The sequence below is a fragment of the Paenibacillus oryzisoli genome (assembly GCF_050467285.1).
In the GTDB taxonomy this organism is placed as follows: Bacteria; Bacillota; Bacilli; order Paenibacillales; family NBRC-103111; genus Paenibacillus_E; species Paenibacillus_E oryzisoli_A.
This window is the reverse complement of the sequence record NZ_JBCMUN010000009.1, coordinates 567,640-580,517: the sequence shown is the minus strand read 5'-3', so window position 1 is coordinate 580,517 and position 12,878 is coordinate 567,640. Positions and strand designations below refer to the sequence as shown.

Below are 12,878 nucleotides of genomic sequence, written 5' to 3'. Positions count from 1 at the left end.
TAGTGCGATGGCGAATTTGGAATTGAAAGAAATCCGACACAGCTTTCCGGTCAAAAAGCAGCTCCAGCCCGTGCTCGGCGATATTTCCCTCACCGTCGGTGAAGGGGAGTTCGTGTCGCTCATCGGCCCTTCGGGGAGCGGGAAGAGCACGCTGTTTCATATTATCGGCGGGTTGATCAAGCCGACAGCCGGGGAAGTATGGCTGGACGGCAAGCAAATCACTGGTGAGAAAGGCTTGATCTCTTACATGCCGCAAGTGCCTGCACTGTTTCCGTGGCGCTCGATTGAAGCCAATGTCGCGTTGGGCATGGAAGTGGCGGGGGAAGGCCGGAGTAGTGCGCTGGAGAAAGCGCGTGAATGGCTGCCGAAGGTCGGATTGGGCGGCTATGAGCGGGAGTATCCGCATGTCTTGTCAGGCGGCATGCAGCAGCGTGTGGCTTTTCTGAGAGCTTTGCTAAGTCCTCAGGAGCTTATGTGCCTGGACGAGCCGTTCGGGGCGTTGGACGCGCTGACGAGGCTCGAGATGCAGGCGTGGCTGCTCAATATATGGGAGCAGAATAAGCGCTCGATTTTATTTATTACGCACAGCATTGAGGAAGCGCTCTTCTTGTCGGATCGCATTTATGTGCTTTCGGGCAAGCCGTCGACCGTGCTGGAGGAGATTCGTGTGCCATTCGTTAGGCCGAGGACGGAAGCAGTGATGCTGGAGCCGGTATTTATTGAGCAAAGGCAGAATATTCGGCGTTTGTTGAGAGGGGAGAGAGCTTATGTTTGACGCGATCGATGCGCATATCCACTTGGATATGTACCCGGAGGAGCGGGCTCGGCAAATGTGCGAGGAGCTGGCTAGCGACAGGGTGTTAGGGCTCGTGGCGGTGTCGCGCCATTTGGTGTCCTGCCAAGCGACGCAGCGTCTGAGGAAGTCATTCCCGGATCGCGTGTGGGCGGCGTATGGCTATCATCCCGAGCAGGCGCTGCCTTCGGCTGAAGAACTTGCTGAGCTGCTGGCATGGATTCGGGAGCGGAAGGATGAAATGGTTGCGATCGGCGAAGTCGGGCTGCCTTATTATACGCGCACGGAAGTGGAAGCGGAGGGGCGTCATTTTGAGGTGGAGCCGTATGTGGAGATGCTGGAGCAGTTTATAGCGCTGGCTGCGGAACTTAATAAGCCTGTCGTGCTCCATGCCGTGTACGAGGATGCCGATGTTGTGATCGACTTGCTTCAACAGCATGGCGTGAAGAAGGCTCACTTCCATTGGTTTAAAGGGCCGGCGAGTACGGTACAGCGTATGATCGAGGCGGGATATTTCATTTCAATCACACCGGATGTGTGGTATGAAGAAGGGGTTCGAACACTTGTTCGTGAATATCCATTGACGCACATCATGGTGGAAACTGACGGGCCTTGGCCGTTCGAGGGGCCATTTGAGGGACAGGAAACGCATCCGCGCATGGTTCATGCTGTTATTGAGCAGATCGCTTTGTTAAAGGGACTTTCTATGGGGGAGACGGCGGCGATTGTGCGTGGGAATACGGAGCGGTTCTATGGATTGAGCGAGCCTGACAAAGACTAGCTGGACAACCGGTTAGTCTTTGTTTTATAATTGGCATAGAACATTTGTTCTATTATCAGTGAGGTGAAGACGAACATGCATCGTTGCAGTTGGGTAAATGAAGATCCGCTATATATACACTATCACGATCATGAATGGGGCGTACCCGTACATGACGACCGCAAACTGTTCGAGATGCTCAATCTGGAGGGCGCGCAAGCAGGCTTGAGCTGGTACACGATTCTCAAGAAGCGCGAGAGCTACCGCGAAGCGTTTGATGGATGGGACCCCGAAGTGGTCGCACAGTACGACGATGCGAAAATGCAGGATCTGATGCAAAATCCGGGCATCGTTCGCAACCGGCTCAAAATTGCCGCGGCCGTGCAGAACGCGAAGGCGTTTCTGCAGGTGAAGGAAGAGTTTGGCACGTTTGACGCCTATATTTGGCACTTCGTTGGCGGCAAGCCGCTTGTGAACCACTACGAGCACGGTCAGCGGCTGCCAGCGAGCACCGACGTGTCGGATGCGATGAGCAAGGACCTGAAGAAGCGCGGCTTCAAATTCGTCGGATCGACGATTTGCTATGCGTATATGCAGGGCGTAGGTATGGTGAATGATCATATGCAGGGATGTTTTAAAGCGAATTGAGCAGGGGCCATCGAAACGGGAGTGAATGCCGTTTCGGTGGTTTTTGAACATTGGGAGGCGTAACTGCGTCTAACTTTGAAAGCGATCTGCTAAGGAGGTAATGAGTTCATTGAAGATGAAACGACGTAAGCCCCTATATGGCCTTGTACTTGTGGGGATGTTAGTCAATGCGATTGTCAATGTGCCGGTCCATGCCGCTGCCCCTAGTCCCAATATCCGAAAGTTTGAGCCGCCTGCGATTCCGCCCGTTATCACATTATTCGAGCGGACAGATCTTTACGCCGAGCCTGATGATTCATTCCGTCCGATTGCGGCGCTGACACCTCAAGATGTGGTAACGGTCGAGGCGGAGCAAGAATGGTACGCTAAAGGGCGCGGTGAGAAAGTATGGATTCAGATCAAAACCACGTGGGCAGGTGATCTTTGGATGCACCTAGACTACGAGAAAATCGGCGTCGTCAAGCCAATCGACACCAATATTGCCTTGCTGTGGTCGGCGTCACTGTATAGCCAGCCGGCTTTATCGGCAACGACCGATGCTGCGCTTACCCCGCAAACGGTCCATGCCAATGCCATTTTCGAATCGCCTGCCTCCTATTTGACGAACTCTTATCGAATCGAAACTACTTGGCTGGGAGATATGTGGCTTGTGTCCAATCCTCATATGCTGACGGACATGGAAGTCTTGAATCAAGCTATGGATCTGCCGACAGAGACGTTGTACATGGAGGACTACGATACAGCGAACCGCTTGCAGCGTCCTTCGGATGCCCAGTTCATTCCACCGCAGCACGTTGTTGCTTTTGAAAAAACGCAAAATGGCGTTTACCATGTGCGTACGAAAGATGACAGCACCTTCTGGATCAATCCGGACTATGCGCAGCCAGTTGGCGCAGAGCCGTTTGAACAGAAAGTCACGCTCAGCAAAGAAACGGTGCTTCATCTGTTTCCAACAATGTCGTTCCCGACGTTCGGCATCCTAACGCCGCAAACCGTTACGGCCTTTGAAAGATGGATCGCACCCAATCATCAACATTGGTATCATATTCGTACGTGGGCTGGCGACATGTGGGTTCAAAGCGACGAGCAGACGTAGAGCGGGCAGATTGACCGGATTGGAGAAAACAAGGAATAACGGCAAGCATCGAAGGAAAAATGTCTCGATGCTTGCCGTTATTTGTTCATGCGACAAAAAAAGAGACGAGTTCTTCCCCTCAATGGGAGGTATCGCCTCTTAGTTCTAGTTTGTCTAGTCGGACTATACTAAATGCCCAACCGCCAATTGTTGCACTGCATGAAGTGACCTGGCGGATACTCGAACGAGCACGGATGCATCAGCGTGAAGCCGAGCTTCCGGCAAACGGCATTGGAAGCTGGGTTATCGATGCTCGGAAAGGCATGAATAAACTTGATCTGCTTGCTGGCATCGGAATCGGCACCATCGTCTGTAGCCGCTTTGGCGAGCGCAATAGCTTCCCGAACCGCTGCAGTCGCAAAGCCTTTTCCTTGAAACGCAGGCAGGATGCCCCAGCCCATCTCGTAGATGTCCTCCTCCTGCCATTTGCTGTTCCAGTAGCCTACACTGCCGACGACCTGGCCGTCTGGCAGCGATACAACGCTGAACATGCAGCCGGCCCTGCGTTCAGTAAGGGTCAAATAACGCTCGTGCCGTGAGACAAGCTGATCTTCCGTTTCTGGGCCACCGAGATGCTCCATCATGTCGGGCGCATTGAGAAGATGGAGCAAATTCAGACCTGCAGGGGACCAAGGTTCAATGCTGACTTGAGGGAACTGTTTTTGTTCAGACAATGGACGTGGCTCCTGTCTATTTAAAATAAACTTCTAAACATAAGGGTTCATCAAATGGGCAGCAGCGCCATCAGGCATACTGCAGTTGCTTCTCAATCAAATTCTGCTTAATCAAGTAAATCCGTTTACGCACATAGAAGTCGTATACTGCTCCGGTAAGCTCGCGGGGCTTGATCAGATTGTTCGTATCGTTATCAATAATAGTGACGGAACCGTCGTCGTAAAACTTGAATGTATAGTCAGCGTAATGCATGGAAGCTTCATCCAGCATGTCATCGATTTGTCCAGGCAGCAGGTGGTCAGTTTCACACAATGCCTTCTGATACCAATAATCCCGCTCAATAAAACGAAAATTGTGAGTAGTGTTCATCGTGATAACAACCTCCTCTGCGATATAGAACATTTGTTCTTTTTTCTATTATAACAAACAAATGTTCGTAATGGAAGGGGTGAAAGCAGATATTTGGAAAATATTTTCATAGAGTTGGAAAGAAAAAAGCGAGCCCACGGCCCGCTTCTTATCCGTTATTTGTGCTGCATGCCATCCACAATGTGCTTTGTAATGCCAAGCCCGTGCAAGCGCCCGGACTCAATAAAAATTTCGTTCGCATCATACTTCGATGCTGCTACGACACCTGCTACGTACAGGCCCGGGATGTTCGTCTCCATCGACTCGGGATTCACGATCGGCGCGTTCGTTTCCGGGTGGAAATCGACGCCGATGTCTGTGAGCAGCTGCCGATCCGGTCGGAAGCCGGTCAGCGCAAGCACAAAGTCGTTCGCCAAGGTGACGTGTTCATCATCTTTACGAACAACGATATCGTGTTCGCGAATCTCCCCAACCTGAGAATTAAACCACATCTGGATACGGCCTTTATTAACCATACTTTCAAATAAGGGTCTGACCCACGGCTTGATACTGGCGGAAAAGCCGCTCCCGCGATAGATGACCGTCACGTCGGCGCCTACGCGAAGAAGGTCCATCGCCGCATCGACTGCGGAATTGTTGCCTCCGATGATGGCAACTTTTGCCCCGGCGTAAGGGTGGGCTTCCTTGTAGTAGTGTGTCGTTTTCGGTAAATCCTCGCCAGGAATCCCGATCAGGTTCGGATGATCAAAATACCCGGTTGCTACGACGACTTTGCGCGTGTCATATTCAGTTTTTCGGCCAAACTGGTTGACGGTATGGACTTTAAAATAGTCTCCGATGCGTTCGATCCGCACCGCTTCCTCATAGCTGTGAATGCGCAGCTGCTCCCGGCGAGCGACTTCCCGATAGTAGACAAGCGCTTCCTGGCGGTATGGCTTCTCGTGCGGCGTTGTGAATGAATATCCGCCAATTTCAAGCAGCTCCGGCGTACTGAAAAACTGCAAATACGTCGGATACAAGTAAATGGAATGGACGATGCAGTTTTTTTCTATGAGTAATGGCGAAAGCCCTTCCCGCTGCAAGGCAACGGCTGCGGATAAGCCGCAAGGGCCGGCACCGATGACAATGACGTGTTCCATAATTATTTCTCCTCCCGTGTCCCAAATCCAACCTTAATAGTAGCGCAACCGGGAGGAGATGCCAAGTGCAGCCGAGGTGCTGCCTACTTTTGATTCAGCTGCTTTTCTTCGTTATTCTCGCTGATATCGTCTTTGGCGATATTGACAGGCGTCGTGTTTGGCGCATTTTCCAATGTGTCGTTAACGAAGGCCATGTCTTGATTCTCAGCGTTCGTATTCGTAGTTCCGGTATAATTGCCTGCGTGTTTGTTGTTTTCCATTGTGGCACGTCCTTTTCTCTCATGGGTTGTTGTTGTGTAGTGAAACACTTTTAACGTGTACAGGTGGGTTCATTTTTATTCCCTTTAAAAGGAAATTGCCGCATATCGCGCGGGGGAGCTGTTGGAAGATAGTTCCGCGTGCCAAAATCCGCTATAATAATTGGGACAGGAGGAACTTATGAAACCGATTAAACTGCCAAAAGAAGAAAAACAGACGCTGATTGACGACTTGCAGGCGCATTTGGAGCTGGAGCATGGCGTCACGTTGGGGCAATTGGCCACTGAACAATTAGTGGATTACATGATAAATCAGTTGAAGGAACCGATCTATAATCAAGCGATTGAAGATGCGTGCCGAACGGTGAGTGACCGTATGGCGGTGCTGGAAGAGGATTTGTACGCATTGAAAGTGTCCAAACGGGCAAGAAGATAGCGAGCGAGGTTGAGGAGAATTAGCATGATGCAGGCAAAATCAGAAGAACAATTCGATATTTACGATGAAAATCGGAAATGGCTCGGCGTTGCGCCACGTTCGGAGGTGCATGCTAAGGGTTTATGGCACCAGACGTTCCAATGCTGGGTCGTCAATAGGTCGATGGAGACGCCTCAGCTTTATTTGCAGCTGCGCGCACCGAATAAAGACCTTTTTCCCGACTTGCTGGACATCTCTAGTGCCGGTCATTTGGCGGCTGGAGAAACCGTGGAAGCGGGAGTACGGGAGTTGGAGGAGGAACTGGGCCTGACGGCTCGTTTTGAGGATTTAATCCCTTGCGGTATGTTTGCGGAAGAGGATGTCATTTCGCCCACGCTGATTGATCGTGAGTTCTGCCATGTATTTCTCTATGAGGTAAGCAAGGACATTAGGGATTTCATTTTACAGGTTGAGGAAGTCAACGGGTTGTTTGCGGTGGATTTGCAGGCGTTCGCCAGGTTGGTTCAGGGGGAATTGACGGAAATTCCGGGGACGGGGATCCAAATCGGCGACGCTGGCGAGTACCAGGAAGCCAATATGACGGTGACGCGGGAAAATTTAGTTCCGCATCCGCCTGCGTATTATGAGCTTCTTTTTGGGGAGATGGCGAGGCAAGGATGGCTTTAGGGCGAGTCTGAATGCTCAGAGGGCCGCAGATTTTGCCGAATTTTCGTTCCATGCAAGGAACTTTTGTGAAGGCGTACCGGGGGTACGTCAAGCGAAAGTGACGCAGCAGGGGGCGAAAAGGTGGTGAAAGATGCCCCTGAGCGGGTTTTCAGACACGCCCTGGGCGGATACGAAAAAAGAACCGGTTCAGCCAGACTGAACGGTTCTTCCTGCGGGTCACACTAGACAAAGTAGGCATTTGCGATGTAGACATAGGCTACGTAGCAAACGATAGAAAGCGCGATGCATAGAATGCCAAACGTAATTTTACGCTTGAACAACAGCAGGAAGCCGGCGCTGAAAGCCGAACCCATCAGCAGCATCGAAATAAAGGTTAATACGCCCATAAATTATGTATCTCCTTACCCTTTTTTCACGTAATTACGGACCATTTCCTCGGTTACATAGGAACGAAGAGGAGAAATGCCTTCTTTGGCGTGTGCGATAATCTGAGCCGTTACCTGATTGATGGCGCCCACGGAAAAAGGAAGTCCGCGTCTGCACAGATCGACTGCAGCTTCAATGGCCTGCTCACGCTTGGCATCCAGCTCGGCAAAACGGACCAGGTGCTGGTGCTGCTTTTTTGAATGTTGGGATATAGCTTCATGTACATTCATGTAGAAAGTTCTCCTTTAAATAGGCAGATTCACACTGTAGTGCGAGTTCAAAAAGTCGGGTTTTCAGCACCGAGAAGATTGCGAGAAGCTGAAGAAGGAGGAGCGGAGTGTAGGCAAAACCTACATGAGCACCGCACTTCGAAGGTGAACGCAAGATTCGAAGTCGAGTCCGCTTCATGGATTACATCGTGATCAAAAGACGACTTTCTGAACAACCTCTTAATAGTATACACGATTGGAAAGAGAAGGAACAGGCTAGTCAAGGGAAAAGGAATGAAGAAACTGTGATTTTTAATTATCAACATGAATCATTAATGGTATTAACTAAAAGGCGGGGTGATCACGGTGCCGGTTTTACCGATTGACGCGATCCTGACGCCCCTGCTTGAAACGCTCGACCAAAGCGCGTGCGCGCTAGTCGTGGCCCAACCAGGCGCGGGGAAAACGACCCGCGTGCCGCTGGCCCTGCTGCGGGCGGAATGGCTGCAGGGCCGCAAAATCATCATGCTGGAACCGCGAAGGTTGGCGGCTCGGGCGGCAGCGCGATTTATGGCACAACAGCTTGGGGAATCCGTCGGCGAGACCGTCGGCTATCGGGTCAAAGGGGATACGCGTGTCAGCTCCGCCACGCGGATTGAAGTGATCACGGAAGGCGTCCTCACCCGGATGCTGCAGAACGATCCGGCGTTGGAGGGCGTCGGGATCGTTATTTTTGACGAATTCCATGAGCGCAGCCTGCACGCCGATCTTGGACTGGCGCTGTGCCGTCAAATTCAGACGGTGCTTCGCGACGATCTAAGGCTGCTCATCATGTCAGCGACGATGGAAGCCGAGGCGGTGTCCGCGCTGCTGGACGGCGCGCCGATTCTGGAAAGCGAAGGCCGCACGTATCCGGTCGAGACGCATTATGCGCCGAAGCCGATCACAGGGCCGATTGAGAAGGCCGTTGTGGCGGCGGTCGCGCAGGCGCTCAGGGCGCATGAGGGCAGCGTGCTGGTATTCCTTCCCGGTACGGCGGAGATCCATCGTACGGCGAGCGGCCTCGCTGCGCTTCAGCTTGGCCGGGAGGTGGAGATTGCGTCGCTCTACGGGAATTTGCCGCAGGAGGCGCAGGACCGTGCTTTGGCGCCTGTGCGCACGCCAGGCCACCGGAAGGTCGTGCTGGCGACCTCCATCGCCGAGACAAGCCTCACCGTGGAGGGCGTCACGGTGGTGATCGACAGCGGGCTCATGCGTGTGCCGCGCTTCTCGCCCCGCACCGGCATGACCCGTCTGGAGACGGTGCCGGTGTCGGTCGCCTCTGCGGATCAGCGCAGAGGCCGGGCGGGCCGGCTCGGTCCAGGCGTGTGCTACCGCCTGTGGACCGAGCCCGAGCACCGGCAGCTCCCGCCAAGCTCGGTGCCCGAGATCCGCGAGGCGGATCTCGCTCCGCTGGCTCTGGAGCTCGCCGCCTGGGGCGAACCTGACCCTGCTGCGCTGGTCTGGCTGGACCCTCCGCCGGAGGCTGCGTACCTCCAGGCGCGGGATCTGCTCGTTCAGCTCGGCGCGCTGAACGAGAGCGGCGGCTTGACGCCGCATGGGGGGCGCCTCGCTGTGCTGCCCCTGCACCCCCGGCTTGCGCACATGGTGCTGCAAGCCATTCCGCTCGAGCTCGGCGCGCTGGCGTGCGAGCTCGCGGTGATGCTGAGCGAGCGCGATGCCCTGCGCGCCGCAGCAAAGGATGCGGATGTGCGCAGCCGCATCGAACTGATCCGACGCGCTGCCGCAGGCGAGCAGCGCGAGGGTGTCGACGCCCGCGTGTGCCGCCGCATGGCGGCGGAAGCGGGCGAGTTGATGCGGTCGCTCGGCGTGAAGCCGAGCGGCGCGGACCCGGCGGCGAGCGGCTTGCTGCTCGCCTTCGCGTACCCCGACCGCGTCGCACAGCGGCGATCGACGGGGCGTTTTTTGCTCAGCGGCGGGCGCGGCGCTGAGCTGCCGGAGCTGCAATCGCTCTCGAACGAGCGGTATCTGGTTGCGGCCGAGCTCGAGGACAGCGGCGTGGACAGCCGCATTTATTTGGCGGCGCCGCTGGAAGAGGGGGCATTGTATGCGGCTTTTGAGGGACGCATCCGCAAGGAGAAGCTCATGCAGTGGGACGCGGCAGGCGGAGCGGTCAAAGCCAGGGAGCGTTGGCAGTTCGGCGCTTTGACGCTGAAAGAGACGGTGCTGGCGAATCCAGACCCGGAGCGTGTGCTGGAGGCGCTGTTGAGCGGCATTCGGGCGGAGTCGCTGGATATCCTGCCGTGGACGCGGCAGGCCAGACAGTATCAGCAGCGATGCCTCTTTTTACATCGCTTCGTGGAGGACTGGCCGGATATGCGCGAGGAGTCTCTGCTGGCTACGCTCGAGACGTGGGCAGGGCCGCATCTGTACGGCGTGAAATCCAAAGGCGGCTTGGAACGCATCAACTTGACAAGCCTATTAGAAGAAATGCTAACATGGGAGCAGCGGCGCTCCCTTGACGAATGGGCGCCTACGCATATCACCGTGCCGAGCGGTTCTCGCATCCCCGTCGACTACAGTGACCTAGAGTCGCCAAAGTTGTCCGTGCGGCTGCAGGAAATGTTCGGTTTGACGGATACCCCGAGGATTGCGAAAGGGCGGGTGCCGATCACAATCCACCTGCTGTCGCCTGCGCAGCGGCCTGTTCAGGTGACGAGGGATTTGGCAAGCTTTTGGCGGGATGCCTATTTCGAAGTGAAAAAAGACCTCAAAGGCCGTTACCCCAAACATTACTGGCCGGACGACCCGATGGCGGCAATGCCGACGAATCGGGCGAAGCCGCGCACGTAGCCGGCAAGGAAGGAAGCTGAGCGAGCGATGACCCATCAGACAGAGAAGCCCGCGATGGCGGTTTATGTGACGGCCGGCTTTGCGACAGCGCCCAATTTTCTGGACGAGTTCGCGGATAAGCTGGTTGCGCGATTGGTGCAGGAGGGGATCTCCGCGCGTGCCGTCATCCATTTTCCGTATGGCGACTGGCATCGATCGAAGCGGAATCAGCTTTTCGAAATCGCGAGCGACATGTGGCTTCATACGCACAGGCGGCCAACGAAGTTTGGCGGCATCGACATGGCGCGACTGATTCGGCAGGACGCTGCAGCAGACGAACGCCTCCTGCTCATTGGGCACAGCGCCGGTGCCGTGGCGGCTTTGATATCGGCGCAGTTGCTGCGGGGGGAGGGGCGCACGATTGCCGGCGTCATCCAGATCGGATCACCGCGATGCGCGGTCCCGGCGGCACTGCAGGATGTGGTGCTGAATATCGAGGGCGTGCATCCGGAGACGAGGCGGCGCGACGTGATCCCGCGTTTTGGCACCTGGGGCGGATTAAGCTGGCGCAAATGGTTTACGTTGGGTTGGCACCGAACAAAGCATGCGCCGGTTCATCGCATATCCCTGCCGCTGATCGGCGGGCATCCGGATTATTTTCGGAGCGGCGCTCCTTATAGATGGCAGGAAATAACGAATTTACAAGCAGTCATCGATGTCATTTGGCGGTGGCTGCAAACTCGCGAGGAGGCAACAATTCATGCTGGATATTATGAAAGCAACGATGGAACATAGCAAAGAAGACGGCTATCTTGGGCATGTGGCGTTTACGGTGAAAGGGCACGAGCATCCGTACGAAATCACGCTCCAAGACCCAAAGGGGAAGAATGACTGGAGCTATGCTCTGAATTTTTTGAACGAGTCCGGTAAGGAAGAGGATATTGAAGCCGTTGAGGAGCTGCTGGAGGACGATGAGATTTTCGATCAACTGATCGAAGCGGCGAGAGGGGCTTTGGCAGCGAAGTAAGCTGCGGCAGATGAAATCGAGCGGGTCGCCTTGTGGGCGACTCGCTTTTTTTAAGTCCTCTCCACTTTCTCGGCTGATGCACAAAGCCCATTCCCGGTTGTTGTAGCGTCCAGAGCGCTGTGGGGGACTGGAGCATTGGATGAGGCGGCGGTGTGCAGAAAATAGCGGAACCTCGTGCTGCTATTTGCACGGATTCGGCTAGTTTGGGTGAGCGAAGGGAGCGAGAGGTCGCTATTTGCTTCGATTTTGAGTGAAATGGCCGATTCAGTGCCAAATAAGGTTTCCTCGCTCCGCTTCCTCACTAAAATCGGTGAAATATACTGAAATAGCGGCGTATCGTTCCGCAAAGCAGAGCGGACATGGGAAGAACTAGCCAGTCAGCGTAAACTGTGTGGAAGTTGGAGGCATTCTTACTCATTCTCTATAGCTCAGCCACCCGGGTAAAAAGTATGAATTGGCGCAAACGACTTGCAGATACCACAGAATCAGCGTTCTGTCGATATTCCACTTCCGAAACTTGCAGATACCACAGAATCAGCGTTCTGCCGATATTCCGCTTCCGCAAACTTGCAGATACCACAGAATCGTCGTTCTGCCGATATTCCGCTTCCGCAAACTTGCAGATGTCACAGAATCAGCGTTCTGCCGATATCCTGCTTCCGTAACATGCACTTACCACAGAATCCCCCCATCACCAACTAGGGTAGGTAGGGCTATGACACAACGTACACAGTGATACGCTAGACGAGAGCACCTGCCGCCGGGCAAGAGCTGCACAAGCATCCTCATGCCACACGGCACAGCAGATTTAACTAAGCTGTCTCGCTCACCGTCTTTTCCGTCCTCTCCTCACGCTCGGCCCCTTTTCCCGCCCGGCTTGAACACCGACAGCAGGAACATCGCGACCAACGCGATAATCTGTATACCGATACCTGCGAAGAACATCAGGCTGTTCGACACATAAGCGCCTTGCGTCGCGCCGCCAATCCCTGTATCCTGAAGAAGTTCGATGCCGCGTAACGTCCATAGGTACATGCCGAATGGGCCGATCAGGATGACGAGCAGGGTGAGCACTTCTTTGGCGATAATCCAGCGGTGTTTGAAAAGTCCCCAGTGCGTCCAGACGGAAAGCAGAATGCCAGTGACTGTGGTGCCGATTGTCGAGGCTCGGATGGAAGTATCCGAAAGGACGTGCATGCTGCGATAGCAGGCAAGCACCAGTCCGGCGTCATTGGAAGCAGCGGCTGTAATACTCAGAATAAGAAAGACGACACTGGTTCCGAGCAAAATAGCAGAAAATAGAATGTGGAGGCTGAGCAGCCATTTTTTCGACTTCATCGAGAGAGTTGGCATTGTGATTCGCTCCTTGGTTCATAGATTAGCCCTAGCTTAACAGGCAGAGTTTAACACAAGCTAATCGATCTCTTAAAATTTTCTAAACTCGTTCATATGTACATACAAGTTGGAGGAATGGTATAATACGTTCACCATCAAGGCTTGGAGGAA

General features: G+C 54.2%; 17 protein-coding genes. 10 read left to right on the top strand and 7 right to left on the bottom strand.

Annotated elements, in window-relative coordinates; genetic code table 11:
• The first annotated feature begins 7 nt into the window (after positions 1-7).
• The 4 genes from ABE504_RS17970 (at position 8) to ABE504_RS17955 (ending at position 3,297) form a co-directional block, all read left to right on the top strand.
• Positions 8-775: an ABC transporter ATP-binding protein gene (locus tag ABE504_RS17970; RefSeq protein WP_430091203.1), complete on the top strand. Its 768-nt coding sequence runs from the start codon at positions 8-10 to the stop codon at positions 773-775.
• Entirely contained in the window at positions 768-1,574 is an 807-nt protein-coding gene (locus ABE504_RS17965) for a TatD family hydrolase (protein ID WP_430091201.1), read from the top strand. Before ABE504_RS17970 ends, ABE504_RS17965 begins: the two co-directional genes overlap by 8 nt.
• A gap of 75 nt (positions 1,575-1,649) precedes the next feature.
• Positions 1,650-2,201 carry a DNA-3-methyladenine glycosylase I gene (locus ABE504_RS17960; protein ID WP_430091200.1) on the top strand — a complete coding sequence of 184 codons (552 nt, stop codon included), beginning with the start codon at positions 1,650-1,652 and terminating at the stop codon, positions 2,199-2,201.
• 109 nt (positions 2,202-2,310) lie between these two features.
• A complete protein-coding gene (locus ABE504_RS17955) occupies positions 2,311-3,297 on the top strand; it encodes a hypothetical protein (RefSeq protein ID WP_430091198.1) in 987 nt (328 codons plus the stop codon).
• A 167-nt stretch (positions 3,298-3,464) separates the two neighbouring features.
• Here ABE504_RS17955 and ABE504_RS17950 read toward each other — a convergent pair whose 3' ends face one another.
• The 4 genes from ABE504_RS17950 to ABE504_RS17935 form a co-directional block, all read right to left on the bottom strand.
• The gene (locus ABE504_RS17950; protein WP_430091197.1) at positions 3,465-4,010 is read right to left on the bottom strand and encodes a GNAT family N-acetyltransferase; all 546 of its coding nucleotides are present in this window, start codon (positions 4,008-4,010) and stop codon (positions 3,465-3,467) included.
• Between the two features lie 70 nt (positions 4,011-4,080).
• Positions 4,081-4,380 carry a hypothetical protein gene (locus tag ABE504_RS17945; RefSeq protein ID WP_430091195.1) on the bottom strand — a complete coding sequence of 100 codons (300 nt, stop codon included), beginning with the start codon at positions 4,378-4,380 and terminating at the stop codon, positions 4,081-4,083.
• Between the two features lie 155 nt (positions 4,381-4,535).
• Positions 4,536-5,519: a YpdA family putative bacillithiol disulfide reductase gene (locus tag ABE504_RS17940; RefSeq protein ID WP_430091193.1), complete on the bottom strand. Its 984-nt coding sequence runs from the start codon at positions 5,517-5,519 to the stop codon at positions 4,536-4,538.
• An 83-nt stretch (positions 5,520-5,602) separates the two neighbouring features.
• Entirely contained in the window at positions 5,603-5,779 is a 177-nt protein-coding gene (locus tag ABE504_RS17935) for a hypothetical protein (protein ID WP_430091192.1), read from the bottom strand.
• Positions 5,780-5,957: 178 nt separating this feature from the next.
• On the opposite strand from ABE504_RS17935, the gene ABE504_RS17930 reads away from it, so the two are divergent.
• A complete protein-coding gene (locus tag ABE504_RS17930) occupies positions 5,958-6,212 on the top strand; it encodes a DUF2164 domain-containing protein (RefSeq protein WP_430091190.1) in 255 nt (84 codons plus the stop codon).
• 24 nt (positions 6,213-6,236) lie between these two features.
• The gene (locus ABE504_RS17925; protein ID WP_430091188.1) at positions 6,237-6,878 is read left to right on the top strand and encodes an NUDIX hydrolase; all 642 of its coding nucleotides are present in this window, start codon (positions 6,237-6,239) and stop codon (positions 6,876-6,878) included.
• 221 nt (positions 6,879-7,099) lie between these two features.
• On the opposite strand, the gene ABE504_RS17920 is transcribed toward ABE504_RS17925, so the two are convergent.
• Positions 7,100-7,264, bottom strand: a complete 165-nt coding sequence (locus tag ABE504_RS17920) for a hypothetical protein (RefSeq protein ID WP_430091186.1) — start codon at positions 7,262-7,264, stop codon at positions 7,100-7,102.
• Between the two features lie 15 nt (positions 7,265-7,279).
• Positions 7,280-7,534, bottom strand: a complete 255-nt coding sequence (locus tag ABE504_RS17915; protein ID WP_430091184.1) for a YpbS family protein — start codon at positions 7,532-7,534, stop codon at positions 7,280-7,282.
• A gap of 176 nt (positions 7,535-7,710) precedes the next feature.
• Here ABE504_RS17915 and ABE504_RS17910 point away from each other — a divergent pair, with 176 nt between their 5' ends.
• From ABE504_RS17910 to ABE504_RS17895, 4 genes are read left to right on the top strand one after another with little or no spacing between them, the layout of a single operon-like run.
• Positions 7,711-7,899: a hypothetical protein gene (locus ABE504_RS17910; protein ID WP_430091182.1), complete on the top strand. Its 189-nt coding sequence runs from the start codon at positions 7,711-7,713 to the stop codon at positions 7,897-7,899.
• Positions 7,880-10,366 carry an ATP-dependent helicase HrpB gene (gene hrpB, locus ABE504_RS17905; RefSeq protein WP_430091180.1) on the top strand — a complete coding sequence of 829 codons (2,487 nt, stop codon included), beginning with the start codon at positions 7,880-7,882 and terminating at the stop codon, positions 10,364-10,366. Before ABE504_RS17910 ends, hrpB begins: the two co-directional genes overlap by 20 nt.
• Before the next feature lie 27 nt (positions 10,367-10,393).
• The gene (locus tag ABE504_RS17900; RefSeq protein ID WP_430091178.1) at positions 10,394-11,140 is read left to right on the top strand and encodes a lipase family protein; all 747 of its coding nucleotides are present in this window, start codon (positions 10,394-10,396) and stop codon (positions 11,138-11,140) included.
• Positions 11,106-11,372, top strand: a complete 267-nt coding sequence (locus ABE504_RS17895; RefSeq protein ID WP_430091177.1) for a hypothetical protein — start codon at positions 11,106-11,108, stop codon at positions 11,370-11,372. The genes ABE504_RS17900 and ABE504_RS17895 overlap by 35 nt, the downstream gene beginning before the upstream one ends.
• A gap of 849 nt (positions 11,373-12,221) precedes the next feature.
• Here the strand turns inward: ABE504_RS17895 and ABE504_RS17890 are convergent.
• Positions 12,222-12,725, bottom strand: a complete 504-nt coding sequence (locus tag ABE504_RS17890; RefSeq protein ID WP_430091175.1) for a hypothetical protein — start codon at positions 12,723-12,725, stop codon at positions 12,222-12,224.
• Positions 12,726-12,878: the final 153 nt, after the last annotated feature.